Here is a 13,837-nt window from a genome sequence, read left to right as displayed (position 1 = left end):
CCATTGGATAAACTGATCATCAGGGGGGGAAAGAAGCTGTCCGGCGACGTGACCGTGAGCGGCTCCAAGAACGCCTCCCTCCCCATTTTCTGCGCTACCCTGCTGGCTTCGGGCCTGCACGAAATCAGCAACGTTCCCTTTCTGCGCGACATCAACACCACCATCAAGGTGCTGGAGTCCCTGGGGGCTGTGGTGGACGGCAACGGCAACATCGTCCGGATCGATACCAGCGGCGTCAATAATGTGGAGGCGACCTACGAACTGGTGAAGACCATGCGGGCCTCGGTGCTGGTGCTCGGTCCGCTTTTGGCCCGTTTCGGTCGGGCACGGGTGTCGCTCCCCGGCGGCTGCGCCATCGGCGCCCGTCCCATCGACCAGCACCTGAAGGGTCTGAAGGCCCTGGGTGCGGACATCCACCTGGCTCACGGCTATGTGGAGGCCAAGGCCAAGCGGCTGAAGGGCGCGCGGGTCAACTTCGACATGCCGACCGTCGGCGGTACCGAGCATCTGATGATGGCGGCGTCACTGGCCAAGGGGGAGTCGATCCTGGAAAACGCGGCCCGTGAGCCGGAGATCGTCGATCTGGCGAACATGCTGAATGGCATGGGAGCCCGTATCGAGGGGGCCGGCACCGACACCATCAGGATCACCGGCGTCAGCGAACTGGCCCCGGCCACCTACCGGGTGATGCCGGATCGGATCGAGGCCGGCACCTTCATGTGCGCCGCAGCCATCACCGGCGGCGATATCCGCATTCATGCCATGCAGCTGGAGCATCTGGATGCCCTGGTCTTCAAGCTGCAGGACGCCGGCGTGGAGATCATCAACAAGGACGGCGTGGTGCGGGTGAAGGGACCGAAGAAGATTCGCAGCATCAATATCAAGACCCGCCCCTATCCCGGTTTTCCCACCGACATGCAGGCCCAGTTCATGGCCCTCATGTGCGTTGCCGACGGGGCGAGCGTGGTGAGCGAGAACATCTTCGAGAACCGCTTCATGCACGTTTCCGAGCTGCTCCGTTTCGGCGCCGACATCACCGTCGAGGGGAACAGCGCCACGGTCAAGGGGGTGAAGAAGCTCTCCGGCGCGCCGGTCATGGCCACCGACCTGCGGGCCTCGGCCTCCCTGATCCTGGCAGGATTGGCAGCGGACAACACCACCGAGGTCTCCCGGATCTACCATCTTGACCGCGGCTATGAATCGATCGAGAAGAAGCTGGCGGGGTTGGGCGCGGACATCCAACGGGTTAATGAATGACGTTGTAGGGGCGCGGTCACCGCGCCCTGGGCGGGGAAACGGGGCGGGGAAACCCCGCCCCTACGGGAGAACCATGTCAGATTACATTACCATAGCCATTCCCAAGGGGCGGATTCTGGACGAGTCGGTGGCCCTGTTCAAGAAGATCGGCATCGACTGTGACGAGCTGCTCTCCAACTCCCGCAAACTGATCTTCGAGAATGTGGCACAGCGGATGCGCTATATGATTGTCCGGGCCACCGACGTCCCGACCTATGTTGAGTACGGTGCGGCCGATCTTGGGATTGTCGGCAAGGACACGCTGCTGGAGCAGGAGAAGGACGTCTACGAGCCGCTGGACCTGAAGTTCGGCTACTGCCGGATGATGGTGGCCGAGCCGGCCGGACTGGCCAAGGACGACGACCCCTCCCGCTGGTCCAACATCCGGATCGCCACCAAGTACCCCAACATCACCGAGAAGTATTTTGCCGGCAAGGGGGTGCAGGTGGAGATCATCAAGCTCTACGGTTCCATCGAGCTGGCGCCGCTGGTGGGGCTCTCGGAGCGGATCGTCGACCTGGTTTCCACCGGTGAGACCCTGAAGCAGAACGGCCTGGTGGAGGTGGAGACCATCGCCGAGATCACCACACGACTAATCGTCAACCGGGCGAGCCTGAAGACCAAGCACCAGCGGATCACCGAAATCATCAAGGGGCTGGAGAAACAGGTATGAAATTCCTTGATATTCGCGATGCGGATTTCGATCAGCAGTTCGCCGCCATCCTCGGCCGGGGTGAAGAGGCCGGCCGGGAGGTGGAGCAGGTGGTCCTGGAGATCATCGCCGCCGTGCGAAAGCAGGGTGACGCGGCGGTCCTGGAGTACACCAACCGTTTCGACCGGATGGATGCCGCTTCGGTTACCTCCCTGCAGGTGACGGACGAGGAGATCGACTACGCCTTTGCCAGGGCGAAGGATGAGGAGATTGCCGCCCTGAAGCTGGCCGTGGAGCGGGTTGCCCGGTTCCACGAGAAGCAGAAACAGGAGACCTGGCTCTCCACGGAAGAGACCGACATCATGCTCGGTCAGATGGTCACGCCGCTTCAGCGGGTCGGGATCTACGTGCCGGGGGGTAAGGCCAGCTATCCATCCAGCGTCATCATGAACGCGGTGCCGGCCAAGGTGGCCGGGGTGCCCGAGGTGATCATGGTCGCCCCCACGCCGGGCGGAGAGATCAACCACCATGTCCTGATCGCGGCCCGACTCTCCGGGGTCGACCGGATCTTCCGGATCGGCGGCGCCCAGGCCGTGGCGGCCCTGGCCTACGGAACCGACGCCATTCCGCGGGTGGACAAGGTCACCGGGCCGGGCAACATCTATGTGGCCACGGCCAAGAAGCTGGTGTTTGGCCAAGTGGGGATCGACATGATTGCCGGGCCGTCGGAGATCCTGGTGATCAACGACGGGAGCGGCACGCCTGCCCACATTGCCGCCGACCTTCTTTCCCAGGCCGAGCACGACGAGCTCGCCTCGTCGATCCTGATCACTACTGACCGCGGTTTCGGCGAGCAGGTTGCCGGTGAGGTGGAAAAGCAGCTGAAGAAGCTTTCCCGCCGGGAGATTGCCCGGGAATCGTGGGAGACCTACGGCGCGGTGATCGTTGCCGGTAGCCTGGACGAGGCGATCGCCTTTTCCAACCGAATCGCACCGGAGCACCTGGAGCTGGCCGTCGGAGACCCGTTCGCCATTCTGCCGAAGATCAGGAACGCCGGCGCCATCTTCATGGGGCACTTTACGCCGGAGGCGGCGGGCGACTACCTGGCCGGCCCGAACCATACCCTCCCCACCGGCGGCACGGCCCGCTTCTTCTCCCCCCTGTCGGTGGATGATTTCATCAAGAAGTCATCCATTGTCTACTTCAGCGAGACCGGACTCAACCGGTTGGGGAGGGACATCGTCCGGATCGCCGAACTGGAGGGGCTGGAGGCCCACGGCAAGTCGGTCAGTATCAGGTTGAAGTAAATCCTACATCGATTCAACGCGGAGGGACACGGACCGTAACGGATTAGCGCAGATCCCTGTAGGGCGCTTTACTGCGTCCATCCGACTTTCTCCGTGTCGTTCCGCGTTGAATTGCTTTTGAGGTCTCATGACGCTTCCTCTTCGTCCCAATATCGCCTCCATGGCCGGCTATGTTCCGGGCTACCAGCCGCCGGACATCGCCTCGTGGATCAAGATCAATACCAACGAAAACCCCTATCCGCCGTCACCCCGGGTGGTCAAGGCCATTCTGGACGAGTTGGGGCCGGACGGCGCCAGCCTGCGCGCCTATCCCAGTGCGTCCAGCCAGAAGCTGCGTGAGGCGGCCGGCGAGGTCTTCGGGTTCGACCCATCCTGGATCATCATGGCCAACGGCTCGGACGAGGTGCTGAACAACCTGATCCGGGCCTTTGCCGCCGAAGGGGAGGAGATCGGCTATGTTCACCCCTCGTACTCCTATTACGCCACCCTGGCAGAAGTCCAAGGGGCGCGGGTGCGCACCTTCGGTCTGACCGAAGATTTCCGGATTGCCGGTTTTCCGGAGCGCTACGAGGGTAAGGTCTTCTTCCTCACCACTCCCAACGCTCCGCTTGGTCCCGCGTTTCCTATCGAGTACATCGAGGAGCTGGCAGGGCGGTGCGACGGCATGCTGGTGCTTGACGAGACCTACGCCGAATTCGCCGAGTCGAGCGCCGTGGACCTGGTGAAGCGGCATGAAAACGTGGTGGTGACCCGTACCCTGTCCAAGAGCTACTCCCTGGCCGGGATGCGTCTGGGGCTGGCCATTGCGCGGCCCGAGGTGATCGCCGCCCTGGACAAGATCCGCGACCACTACAACCTGGACCGCCTGGCCCAGGCTGCCTGCGTGGCAGCGCTGCGCGACCAGGCCTATCTTGCGGAGTGTTGCCGGAAGATCCGGGAGACCCGGGAATGGTTTTCAGGCCAACTGCGGGCACTCGGTTACGACGTGATCCCTTCACAGGGGAACTATGTTTTCGCCACGCCGCCGGACCGTGACGGCAAGCGGATCTATGACGGGCTGTACCAGCGGAAAATTCTGGTGCGCCATTTCTCGGACCCGCTCCTTTCCCATGGTCTGAGGATCTCAATCGGCACAAGGCAGGATATGGAGCAAACGTTGGCGGCATTACTGGAAATAGATTGAATCCCAAGGAGGCGACAATGGCCAGAACTTCATCGATAGAGCGCGTCACCAAGGAGACCAGGATCAGGCTGACCATCGACCTGGACGGCAGCGGCCAGGGGAAGATCTGTACCTCCGTGCCGTTTCTGGACCACATGCTGGACCTTTTCGCCCGCCATGGCCTGTTCGATCTGGAGGTGGAGGCGAGCGGCGACATCGATATTGATTTCCACCATACTGTGGAAGATATCGGCATTGTCCTCGGTCAGGCCTTCAGGGAGGCGCTCGGCGACAAGAAGGGTATCCGTCGCTACGGCCAGGCCACGGTGCCGATGGACGAGACCCTGGCCAGCGTGGCCACCGACCTCTCCGGCCGTCCGTACCTGGTCTACCATGTGAATCTTCCCAAGGTGAAGATCGGCGAGTTCGACGTGGAACTGGCAAAGGAGTTCTTCCAGGCACTGGTGAACACCCTGGGGGCCAACCTGCACATCAACGTCATGTACGGCGAAAATGTCCACCATGTCCTGGAGGCCTGCTTCAAGGCCACGGCACGGGCGCTGGATATGGCGACCCAACTGGACCCGCGCATCGAAGGGGTCATGTCGACCAAGGGGAAATTGTGATGGTGTAGGGGCGATCCTTATGATCGCCTTTAATCCGGGCAAACACAAGGTTTGCCCCTACAAGGTACAATGATGATCGCGATTATCGACTACGGGATGGGGAATCTCCGTTCCGTGCAGAAGGGGTTTGAGAAGGTCGGCTTCGAGGCGGTAGTGACCGCTGATCCCAAGGTGGTGCTGGAGGCCGAGAAGGTCGTGCTCCCCGGCGTCGGCGCCTTTCGTGACTGCATGCGCAACCTGGAGCAGGGGGGGTTCGTCGAGCCGATCCTCAAGGTAATCCGGGACGGCCGGCCGTTTCTCGGCATCTGTGTCGGGATGCAGCTGCTTTTGACCGACAGTGTTGAATTCGGTCTCTACCAGGGGCTGGACGTGATTCCGGGGCATGTACTCCGTTTCCCGGACGGGATGGAGGAACACGGCGAGCGGTTGAAGGTGCCGCACATGGGATGGAACCAGCTCTCCATCCGGCGGCCGGCGCCGATTCTGGCCGGGATCGAGGATGGGGCCAACGTCTATTTCGTCCACTCCTACTACGAGATGCCGGACGACGAGACAGCCGTGGCCGCCACAGCCACGTACGGGGTCCAGTTCTGTGCCGCCCTCTGGAAGGACAACGTCATGGCAACCCAGTTCCATCCTGAGAAGTCACAGGCGGTGGGGCTTTGCATGTTAAAAAACTTTGGAGAGTTCAAGTGATAGTCATTCCAGCCATTGATCTTAAAGAAGGAAAGTGTGTCCGCTTGGAGCAGGGGCTCATGGAGCGGGACACGGTCTTCAACGACGACCCGGCGGCCCAGGCCCTGGCCTGGCAGGCCCAGGGGGCCGAACTGCTCCATATCGTCGACCTGGACGGCGCCTTTGCCGGCGAACCGAAGAACCGCTCCTCCATCGAGGCGATCGTCAAGGCGCTCGCCATCCCGACCCAGCTGGGGGGCGGCATCCGGGACCTGGCAACTATCGAGGCCTATCTGGGACTGGGGATCGGCCGGGTGATCATCGGTACGGCCGCCCAGAGGAACCCGGAACTGGTGAAGGCGGCCTGCGCCAGGTTCCCCGGCCGGATCGTGGTCGGGATCGACGCCAAGGAGGGGATGGTGGCGGTGCAGGGATGGGCCGAAGTGACCGGTGTGACCGCCGTGGAGCTGGCGAAGCGGTTCGAGGGGGATGGCGTGGCTGCCATCGTCTATACTGACATCAGCCGGGACGGCATGCTCCAGGGACCGAATATCCCGGCCACCAGGGCGCTGGCCGAGGCGATCAGCATTCCGGTCATCGCTTCCGGCGGCGTTTCGTCACTCAAGGACATCGAAAACCTGCTGGCTGTTGAAGCGAGCGGCGTCACCGGCGTCATCACCGGCAAGGCGATCTACACCGGCGCCATCAACCTGGCCGAGGCCATTGCCCTGACACGAAAGGCTAACGAGAAATGCTGACCAAACGCATCATTCCCTGCCTCGACGTCAAGGGGGGCAGGGTTGTCAAAGGGGTCCAGTTCCTGGAACTGCGGGATGCCGGGGACCCGGTGGAGATTGCCGAGCTCTACGACCAGCAGGGTGCCGACGAGCTCACCTTTCTCGACATCACCGCCTCCTCCGATGCGCGGGACATCATTATCGACGTGGTGCGCCGAACCGCCGAGCGGGTCTTCATGCCCCTGACCGTCGGGGGCGGAGTGCGGACGGTGGACGATATCCGTAGTCTCCTGAATGCCGGTGCCGACAAGGTCTCCATCAATACCGCCGCCGTGCATCGCCCCGAGTTCGTGCGGGAAGCTGCGGAGCGTTTCGGGTCCCAGTGTACGGTGGTGGCCATCGATGCCCGCCGCGTGCCGGGTGAGGAGCGCTGGGAGGTCTATACCCACGGCGGCCGCAACGCCACCGGCATCGACGCGGTGGAATGGGCGTGCCGGATGGAAGAGTACGGTTCGGGCGAGATCCTCCTCACCAGCATGGACAAGGACGGCACCAAGGACGGCTATGACCTGCCTTTGACCCGGGCCATCGTCGATGCGGTCGGTATCCCGGTCATCGCCTCCGGTGGGGTGGGAAACCTGGAGCACCTTTACGACGGCTTTACCAAGGCCGGTGCCAGCGCCTGCCTGGCCGCCTCGATCTTCCACTACCGGGAACACACCATCGGCGAGGCCAAGGAATACCTGCATAGCAGGGGAGTGGCGGTGCGGCTATAAACCTGTTCGACGTTCGAAGTTCCATGTTCGAGGTTAAATGTCTCGAACATGGAACTTCGAACGTCGAACCTTGAACCGAGGTTCACATGCATGACGACATCCTCCAGGCAGTCTACCAGGTCATCCTCGACCGGAAGGCCAACCCGACCGACAGTTCCTACACGGCGTCCCTGATGCAGAAGGGGATCGATAAGATCCTCAAGAAGCTGGGGGAAGAGGCAACCGAGCTGGTCATTGCCGGCAAGGGCGGGGTGCGTGACGAAACGGTCTACGAGGCGGCAGACCTCCTGTTTCATACCCTTGTCCTCCTGGCCTATCGCGATATCCCGCTGGACGCGGTATATGACGAGCTTCGCCGCCGGTTCGGCCGTTCCGGCATCGAGGAGAAAAATTCCCGCACCGCACCATGATGGTGGAAAAATCGATAAAAATCTTGACATGGTGCTCCATGGTGCTACTATGCAAATTCTTTGTGAAGTACCGGCTTTGCCCTTATGATGCGTTAAATTAGCGAGAGAAGGGGGGGGAATATGGATGCCGGGAATCAGGGTCAAGGAAACTGAGCCGTTTGAGGTCGTGCTGAAGAAGTTCAAGAAACAGTGCGAGAAAGCGGGGATTCTCTCGGAAGTGCGGAAACGCGAGCATTTCGAGAAGCCCAGTATCAAACGGAAGAAAAAGGCGATAGCAGCCCGCAAGCGCGCTCTGAAGAAGCAGCGCAAGATGATGGAGTAGTGCATGTCGTTGCGGGATAGACTGACCGAGGCAATGAAGACGGCAATGAGGGCCAAGGATGACATCACCCTGGCCACTGTCCGTCAGGTCCGGTCGGTCGTCAAAAACCGTGAGATCGAACTGAAGAGCGAACTGGATGACCAGGGAATCGGCGAGGTGATCGCCTCCCTGGTCAAACAGCGTCGCGAGTCGATCCGGATGTTCGCCGAAGCTGGCCGGAACGACCTGGCGGAGAAAGAAGAGCGGGAGCTGCAGATACTCCTCGGCTTCCTTCCCGAGCAGCTGACGCGTGAAGAAATTGCAGCCCTGGTCGATCGGATCGTTGTCGAGTCCGGCGCTCAGGGGACCAAGGATATGGGCAGGGTGATGAAGCTGGTGATGCCGCACGTGGCTGGTCGCGCCGACGGCAAACTGGTCAACGAGGCGGTACGGGACCGGCTTTCCGCTGCCTGACAGCACATACCGGACAGGCGCAGCCGAAGGCAGCGCATAGAACCGATCAAGGTAGGGGCGATTCGTACGATTGCCCCTTCTTTGCGTTGATACGAAGTTGTATACGCATGCTCTGACTTCGTTGGCCTCGCTTTCGGTCCTCGACGCACCTCCGGGTGCGCCCGCCCTGTTCACCTCATCGCCTGTTTGCCATGTAGAAAATACCGTTGCTTCGGGGAAGTCGGGGACAGGGCATGAACCTTATTGACATCCTGATCTGGGCCGTTTTGATAGGCTTTATCGTCAAGGGATTTCTGAAGGGGCTGGTTCTACAGGTGTGCTCCCTTCTCGGTTTTCTGGTCGGCGGCTGGGCCGCCTTTTCCTACTATCCGTACCTCGCCGGCGCGAGCAGGCACCTAATTCGTCTCCCGAGCCTGGTCGCCGTACCCCTGTCCTTTCTCCTGATCTTCATCGTTGTCGGCCTTCTGTTTTATCTCCTCGGACACTTCCTGACCGTCTTGTCCAAGATCATGCTGCTGGGATGGGTCAACCGCCTGGGGGGAGTTGTCCTCGGTTTCCTGGAGGGAGCCTTTATCCTCTGCATGCTCCTCTATCTGGGAACCACCAAACCGGTGCCGAATGCGCTGAAAGTGGCGATCACCCGTTCCCGGTCGGCCCAGGGATTCATCCTGTCGGGGAGAGAGATCATCAGCGGCTGGGAGAACTCGGCCAAGACGGCGAAGCCTTCCCCGGCGGCGAAATAGCGGGCGCCTGCTCGGAGGCGGGGCAATGGCGATAATTCCGGACGAAAAAGTGGCCGAGGTCCGGGAGCGGGCCTCAATCCTGGAGGTGGTGGGGGACTACATCAGTCTCCGGCGTTCCGGCGCCAACTACCTGGGACTCTGCCCGTTCCATGGCGAGAAGAGCCCTTCGTTCAATGTCAATCCGGCCAGGGGGATCTTCCACTGCTTCGGCTGCGGGGTTGGCGGCAACGTTGTCACCTTTGTCATGCGGATGGAGGGGATCTCCTTTCCCGAGGCAGTGAAGCTGCTGGCGAAACGGGTCGGGGTGGTCATCGAGGACCGTCCCCTGACAGCCGGCGAAAAGCGGCGTCTGGACGAGCGTGAGGAGCTGCGCCGGGTTGTGGCGGCGGCGGTTTCCTACTACCGCAAGGTGCTGGAAAAGGAAGAGGCCGGGCAGCCGGGCAGGAACTACCTGGAGCGGCGCGGGGTCACTCCGGAGGCGGTCGCCGCCTACCGTTTGGGCTACGCCACCGACCGGTGGGACGGCCTGGTCAGGCATCTGGAGCATCTGCGGATATCCCTGGATCTTGCCGAACAGGTGGGGTTGGTGCGGCGGCGAAGCAGCGGGAGCGGCTGGTACGATCTGTTCCGGAGCCGGCTCATCTTCACCATTGCCAATCACCAGGGAGAGCCGATCGCCCTGGCCGGGCGGGTGCTGGACGACGCGCTTCCCAAATACATAAACTCTCCCGAGTCGCCGATCTACCACAAGGGTGAGGTGCTCTTCGGCATTGACCTGGCCAAGCAGGCGATGCGGGAAGAGGGCGCGGCCCTGATCGTGGAGGGGTACTTCGACCACCTGGCCCTCTGGCAGGCCGGGGTACGGAATGTCCTGGCAACCTGCGGCACGGCCATGACCAGTGGTCATCTGCAGCTCCTGCGGCGCTATGCGGAACGGGTCCAGCTCCTTTTCGATGCCGACGGCGCCGGGAAAAAGGCGACCTTCAGGGCCATGGAACTGCTTCTGGGCGAGCAGGTGCCGGCCTTTGTGGTGGAGCTGGCCGCTGGCGAAGACCCGGACAGCTTCCTGGTCAAGGAGGGGCGTGAAGCGTTTGCCGACCGGCTGGCCAAGGCGCGGCCGGTGCTGGACTATTTCATCCGGGACCTTCTTGCCGGCGCCGATACCGGATCCGTGGCAGGGAAGGTGGCGGTAGTGGAGCAGTTGACCCCGCTGGTGCAGAAGATCGGCAACCAGATGGAGCGGGAACTCTACGTCAAGGAGATCGCTAGGCTGCTGGGGATGGACCCGCGCTCTCTGCTCCGGCAAATGCAGGTGGGAAGGGCTGCCTCCCCTGCCTTCCAACGCTCTGCCGGACAGAATCAGTCGGTGCCGCCGGCCACCCCGCCGGAGGAGACCCTTCTGGCCTTGATGGGGCGTTACCCTGAGGTTGTCGAAATGGTCAGGCAACGGGGGGTGGAGTTCCTCTTTCCGCCCAGCATGGTTTCCCTGGCCCACCGGCTAATGGAACAAGAGGCGGACGTGGGGACCTTCCTGTCCGAGGTGGAGTCGCCAGAGTTGCGTCAGCGGCTGGGAGCGCTCTTCATGGACGACGCCCACCTGATCGAGATCGATCCGGCTCGGACCTTCGCCGATCTCTGCCGGGCCATCGAGCGGCGGCAGTTGAAGAAGCAGGACGCCAAGGCCCTAATGTTGGAGCTGGCGAGGCTCGACCCGGACTCCCCCCGTGGCAAGGAAATTCTTCAGACCCTCGATGCCTTGCGAAACAGGAAATCGCAATTATCATAGATAGTAGAGAAGGAAAAAGGGGAAGTTGATGGCCAAGAAGAATATGGAAGAAGTGAAGCAACTGATCGATATGGGCAAAGAGAAGGGTTTTCTCACCTATGACGAGGTGAACGACATCCTTCCTGCCGATATGGTCTCATCCGAGCAGATAGATGATGTCATGAGCATGTTTGGCGAGATGGACATCGAGATTGTGGACTCGGTCCAGAAGGTCAAGATCCCCAAGGTCAAGCTCGACATGGAGGATGAGGAAGAGCTGGAAGGGGAGCAGGAAGAGCAGGAATTCGAGCCCGGCGCACTGGGCCGCACCAGCGACCCGGTCAGGATGTACCTGCGCGAAATGGGTTCGGTGTCTCTTCTCACCCGCGAAGGCGAGGTGGAGATTGCCAAGCGGATTGAGGACGGGGAGCGGGAGATGGCGGGGGTCATCCTTAATACCCCGATCACCATCAAGGAAGTGATCTCCCTTGGCGAGCGGCTCCGCAAGTTCCAACTCAACCCGGTCGATATCAGCAAAGAGATCGAAGAAGAGGTGGTGGAAGAGGACGAGGAGGACGTTACCCGTATCCGCCTTCTGGAAGCGATCGATCAGATCAAGGAAGGCGACCTGCGGATGGAGGAGATCCTCGCCCGCTTCGAGCAGCGCGACCTTGGCGAGGTCGAACGGGAGGAGCTCTGCCGCGAAAAGCAGGAGTTGAAGGCATCCCTTGCCGAGCAAGTCAAGTCGCTCAGCCTGAAGGATCGTCACATAGAGAAGGTTGCCCTGCGCCTCAAGGAGCTTTCCGGCAAGGTGGACACCATCATGCACGAGATCGCCGATCTGGAGCGCGAAGCCAAGTGTGAAGCGGGCATGCTGGTATCCCTGTTCAGCGCCCCCTCCTGGAACGAGGAGGACGAGCATAGGCTGGTGGAAGGGCTCAAACTTCCCGAGGAAGAGGCCATTCGGCTGGAGAAGAGGATTAGGAGCGCCGGCAAGAAACTGCGCAAGGTCGAGCATGAATCGGGGTTCCGCGGCATCGAGCTTTCCAGGGCGCTCCTGGCCATCGAGCAGGGGGAGAGCCGGGCCAAGCTGGCCAAGTCCGAACTGGTGGAGGCGAACCTGAGGCTGGTGGTCTCCATTGCCAAGAAATACACCAACCGGGGACTCCAGTTTCTCGACCTGATCCAGGAAGGGAACATTGGCCTGATGAAGGCGGTGGACAAGTTCGAGTACCAGCGCGGCTACAAGTTTTCCACCTACGCCACCTGGTGGATCAGGCAGGCGATCACCCGGGCCATTGCCGACCAGGCAAGGACCATCCGGATTCCGGTCCACATGATCGAGACCATCAACAAGCTGATCCGTACCAGCCGGCAGTTGGTCCAGGAGATCGGCCGCGAGCCGTCGCCGGAGGAGATCGCCGAGCGGATGAGCCTGCCGCTGGACAAGGTGCGCAAGGTGCTGAAGATCGCCAAGGAGCCGATCTCCCTGGAGACCCCCATCGGCGAGGAAGAGGATTCTCACCTGGGCGATTTCATCGAGGACAAGGGGGTCGTCTCTCCCCTGGAAGCAGTGATCAAGGCGAACCTCTCCGAACAGACCGCCCGCGTGCTGGCCACCCTGACCTCCCGCGAGGAGAAGGTGCTCAGGATGCGTTTCGGCATCGGCGAGAAGAGCGACCACACCCTGGAAGAGGTGGGCCAGGATTTCGAGGTCACCCGTGAGCGGATCCGCCAGATCGAGGCCAAGGCGCTCAGGAAGCTTCGGCACCCCAGCCGCGCCAAGAAGCTGAAGAGTTTTGTGGAGTAGGGAAATATTGTTTTCTGTCAAAAGGCCGTATCGTTGCTGACGATGCGGCCTTTTTTTGTTGATGTAGGCTGAGCATAGGCTGGAACCGAGTTCGTAGCCGGCTTAGAGAGTGCGGGCAGTTCAATAATGCTTGAAGTGTTATATGTTGTACGTTACAGTGTACAAAATAGTGTCGAAAGAGGTGCCAGATGCAACGATTGAGAATCGATCAGGATATCAAGCCGATGTCGGAGTTCAGGACTGGCATCGCCTCATTTATCAAGCAGATACACGATACTAAAAGACCCATGATTATTACCCAGCACGGAAAGGGCGTAGCCGTTCTGCTCGATGTAAACGAATACGAGGCCATGCAGGAAAAAATCGAACTTCTCCAGGATGTACAGACGTCGATCAGTCAACTGGAAAGCGGCGCTGGGATTGAACATGGGGATGCAAAGGCGATGGTGCTGAAACGGGCACGAAAATGAAACTGCGATGGTCCCCCCTTGCCGTCGACAAAGCGTCGGAAATCGCGGAATATATTGCCCAGGACAATCCAGCGGCTGCAGAGAAGTGGATAGACGCCGTCTTCAGTAGCGTTGAACGGCTGACGACGTTTCCTGAGAGCGGTCGGAGCGTACCAGAAATCAACAGTCTTGCCATTCGCGAATTGTTGTACGGAAATTACCTGATAATCTACCGTATAGAAGAGAAGCAGCTCTCCATCCTGACCATCCGCCATGGAAGGCAAATTCTGCCTGTGGATGAAATTGTAGCCTAGTACCACTTAACATTTAATATTTCGTTTAATTGCGGTATATGGCATACTGGCGTAACTCATTCAAGGAGGCCACCATGTCGCCAAGATACCGAGTAACACTTACCGAGCAGGAGCGTAAAGATCTTGAAGCCTTAACCAAGCGTGGAAAGACCCACGCAAGGCGGTTTGTCCACGCCCGTGCCTTGTTGCTTTCTGATGCCGGTGATAATGGTCCAGGCTGGAGTGTTGCTGATACTGCAGAGGCACTTGGTGTGAGTAGTCGGACAATTGAACACCTGAAGAAGCGTTTTGTAGAAGATGGCCTCGAAGCTGCACTTGAGCGGAAACAGCGGGAGAAGCC

The 13,837-nt window shown here is 60.6% G+C and carries 17 protein-coding genes; all 17 read left to right on the top strand.

From position 1 onward, the window contains the following. Positions 1–3 precede the first annotated feature (3 nt). A complete protein-coding gene (murA, locus tag JN12_RS00085; RefSeq protein WP_145016839.1) occupies positions 4–1,257 on the top strand; it encodes a UDP-N-acetylglucosamine 1-carboxyvinyltransferase in 1,254 nt (417 codons plus the stop codon). Positions 1,258–1,330: 73 nt separating this feature from the next. Next, positions 1,331–1,969, top strand: coding sequence for an ATP phosphoribosyltransferase (gene hisG / locus JN12_RS00080; RefSeq protein ID WP_145016837.1), 639 nt, complete (start codon positions 1,331–1,333; stop codon positions 1,967–1,969). Continuing rightward, positions 1,966–3,255 (top strand): histidinol dehydrogenase, encoded by a 1,290-nt coding sequence (gene hisD, locus JN12_RS00075; protein ID WP_145016835.1) that lies wholly within the window; start codon positions 1,966–1,968, stop codon positions 3,253–3,255. The genes hisG and hisD overlap by 4 nt, the downstream gene beginning before the upstream one ends. 127 nt (positions 3,256–3,382) lie before the next feature. After that, complete coding sequence (hisC, locus tag JN12_RS00070) at positions 3,383–4,438, top strand: histidinol-phosphate transaminase (protein ID WP_145016833.1); 1,056 nt, start codon at positions 3,383–3,385, stop codon at positions 4,436–4,438. Between the two features lie 17 nt (positions 4,439–4,455). Beyond that, positions 4,456–5,043: an imidazoleglycerol-phosphate dehydratase HisB gene (gene hisB / locus JN12_RS00065; RefSeq protein ID WP_145016831.1), complete on the top strand. Its 588-nt coding sequence runs from the start codon at positions 4,456–4,458 to the stop codon at positions 5,041–5,043. 72 nt (positions 5,044–5,115) lie between these two features. Continuing rightward, positions 5,116–5,739 carry an imidazole glycerol phosphate synthase subunit HisH gene (gene hisH / locus JN12_RS00060; protein WP_145017348.1) on the top strand — a complete coding sequence of 208 codons (624 nt, stop codon included), beginning with the start codon at positions 5,116–5,118 and terminating at the stop codon, positions 5,737–5,739. Next, positions 5,736–6,476 carry a 1-(5-phosphoribosyl)-5-[(5-phosphoribosylamino)methylideneamino]imidazole-4-carboxamide isomerase gene (hisA, locus tag JN12_RS00055; protein ID WP_145016829.1) on the top strand — a complete coding sequence of 247 codons (741 nt, stop codon included), beginning with the start codon at positions 5,736–5,738 and terminating at the stop codon, positions 6,474–6,476. The genes hisH and hisA overlap by 4 nt, the downstream gene beginning before the upstream one ends. After that, positions 6,470–7,231, top strand: coding sequence for an imidazole glycerol phosphate synthase subunit HisF (gene hisF / locus JN12_RS00050; RefSeq protein ID WP_145016827.1), 762 nt, complete (start codon positions 6,470–6,472; stop codon positions 7,229–7,231). Before hisA ends, hisF begins: the two co-directional genes overlap by 7 nt. An 86-nt stretch (positions 7,232–7,317) precedes the next feature. Then, the gene (locus tag JN12_RS00045; protein WP_145016825.1) at positions 7,318–7,641 is read left to right on the top strand and encodes a phosphoribosyl-ATP diphosphatase; all 324 of its coding nucleotides are present in this window, start codon (positions 7,318–7,320) and stop codon (positions 7,639–7,641) included. Positions 7,642–7,765: 124 nt separating this feature from the next. Beyond that, the gene (gene rpsU, locus JN12_RS00040; RefSeq protein WP_145016823.1) at positions 7,766–7,963 is read left to right on the top strand and encodes a 30S ribosomal protein S21; all 198 of its coding nucleotides are present in this window, start codon (positions 7,766–7,768) and stop codon (positions 7,961–7,963) included. 3 nt (positions 7,964–7,966) lie between these two features. Then, on the top strand, positions 7,967–8,416 hold the full coding sequence (locus tag JN12_RS00035) for a GatB/YqeY domain-containing protein (RefSeq protein WP_145016821.1): 450 nt from the start codon (positions 7,967–7,969) through the stop codon (positions 8,414–8,416). A 233-nt stretch (positions 8,417–8,649) separates the two neighbouring features. After that, positions 8,650–9,159 (top strand): CvpA family protein, encoded by a 510-nt coding sequence (locus tag JN12_RS00030; RefSeq protein WP_145016819.1) that lies wholly within the window; start codon positions 8,650–8,652, stop codon positions 9,157–9,159. A gap of 25 nt (positions 9,160–9,184) precedes the next feature. Further along, a complete protein-coding gene (gene dnaG, locus JN12_RS00025) occupies positions 9,185–10,945 on the top strand; it encodes a DNA primase (protein WP_145016817.1) in 1,761 nt (586 codons plus the stop codon). Between the two features lie 28 nt (positions 10,946–10,973). Next, entirely contained in the window at positions 10,974–12,734 is a 1,761-nt protein-coding gene (gene rpoD, locus JN12_RS00020; RefSeq protein WP_145016815.1) for an RNA polymerase sigma factor RpoD, read from the top strand. 188 nt (positions 12,735–12,922) lie between these two features. Then, the gene (locus JN12_RS00015; protein ID WP_145016813.1) at positions 12,923–13,204 is read left to right on the top strand and encodes a type II toxin-antitoxin system Phd/YefM family antitoxin; all 282 of its coding nucleotides are present in this window, start codon (positions 12,923–12,925) and stop codon (positions 13,202–13,204) included. Further along, entirely contained in the window at positions 13,201–13,497 is a 297-nt protein-coding gene (locus JN12_RS00010; RefSeq protein ID WP_145016811.1) for a type II toxin-antitoxin system RelE/ParE family toxin, read from the top strand. Before JN12_RS00015 ends, JN12_RS00010 begins: the two co-directional genes overlap by 4 nt. A gap of 74 nt (positions 13,498–13,571) precedes the next feature. Further along, positions 13,572–13,837 (top strand): helix-turn-helix domain-containing protein (locus JN12_RS00005; RefSeq protein WP_170241799.1); only part of this gene is annotated, 266 nt, incomplete at its 3' end.

It is taken from the genome of Geobacter argillaceus (assembly GCF_007830735.1).
Taxonomy (GTDB): Bacteria; Desulfobacterota; Desulfuromonadia; order Geobacterales; family DSM-12255; genus Geomobilibacter; species Geomobilibacter argillaceus.
This window is presented reverse-complemented; position numbering and strand designations above follow the sequence as displayed.

Excerpts from the sequence above, each read along its gene's own strand:
- hisC (WP_145016833.1), top strand. The coding sequence starts at position 3,383 with ATGACGCTTCCTCTTCGTCCCAATATCGCCTCCATGGCCGGCTATGTT.
- dnaG (WP_145016817.1), top strand. The coding sequence starts at position 9,185 with ATGGCGATAATTCCGGACGAAAAAGTGGCCGAGGTCCGGGAGCGGGCC.
- JN12_RS00015 (WP_145016813.1), top strand. The coding sequence starts at position 12,923 with ATGCAACGATTGAGAATCGATCAGGATATCAAGCCGATGTCGGAGTTC.
- hisF (WP_145016827.1), top strand. The coding sequence starts at position 6,470 with ATGCTGACCAAACGCATCATTCCCTGCCTCGACGTCAAGGGGGGCAGG.
- JN12_RS00035 (WP_145016821.1), top strand. The coding sequence starts at position 7,967 with ATGTCGTTGCGGGATAGACTGACCGAGGCAATGAAGACGGCAATGAGG.
- hisD (WP_145016835.1), top strand. The coding sequence starts at position 1,966 with ATGAAATTCCTTGATATTCGCGATGCGGATTTCGATCAGCAGTTCGCC.
- hisH (WP_145017348.1), top strand. The coding sequence starts at position 5,116 with ATGATCGCGATTATCGACTACGGGATGGGGAATCTCCGTTCCGTGCAG.
- hisB (WP_145016831.1), top strand. The coding sequence starts at position 4,456 with ATGGCCAGAACTTCATCGATAGAGCGCGTCACCAAGGAGACCAGGATC.
- JN12_RS00030 (WP_145016819.1), top strand. The coding sequence starts at position 8,650 with ATGAACCTTATTGACATCCTGATCTGGGCCGTTTTGATAGGCTTTATC.
- JN12_RS00010 (WP_145016811.1), top strand. The coding sequence starts at position 13,201 with ATGAAACTGCGATGGTCCCCCCTTGCCGTCGACAAAGCGTCGGAAATC.
- rpoD (WP_145016815.1), top strand. The coding sequence starts at position 10,974 with ATGGCCAAGAAGAATATGGAAGAAGTGAAGCAACTGATCGATATGGGC.
- rpsU (WP_145016823.1), top strand. The coding sequence starts at position 7,766 with ATGCCGGGAATCAGGGTCAAGGAAACTGAGCCGTTTGAGGTCGTGCTG.
- hisG (WP_145016837.1), top strand. The coding sequence starts at position 1,331 with ATGTCAGATTACATTACCATAGCCATTCCCAAGGGGCGGATTCTGGAC.
- JN12_RS00045 (WP_145016825.1), top strand. The coding sequence starts at position 7,318 with ATGCATGACGACATCCTCCAGGCAGTCTACCAGGTCATCCTCGACCGG.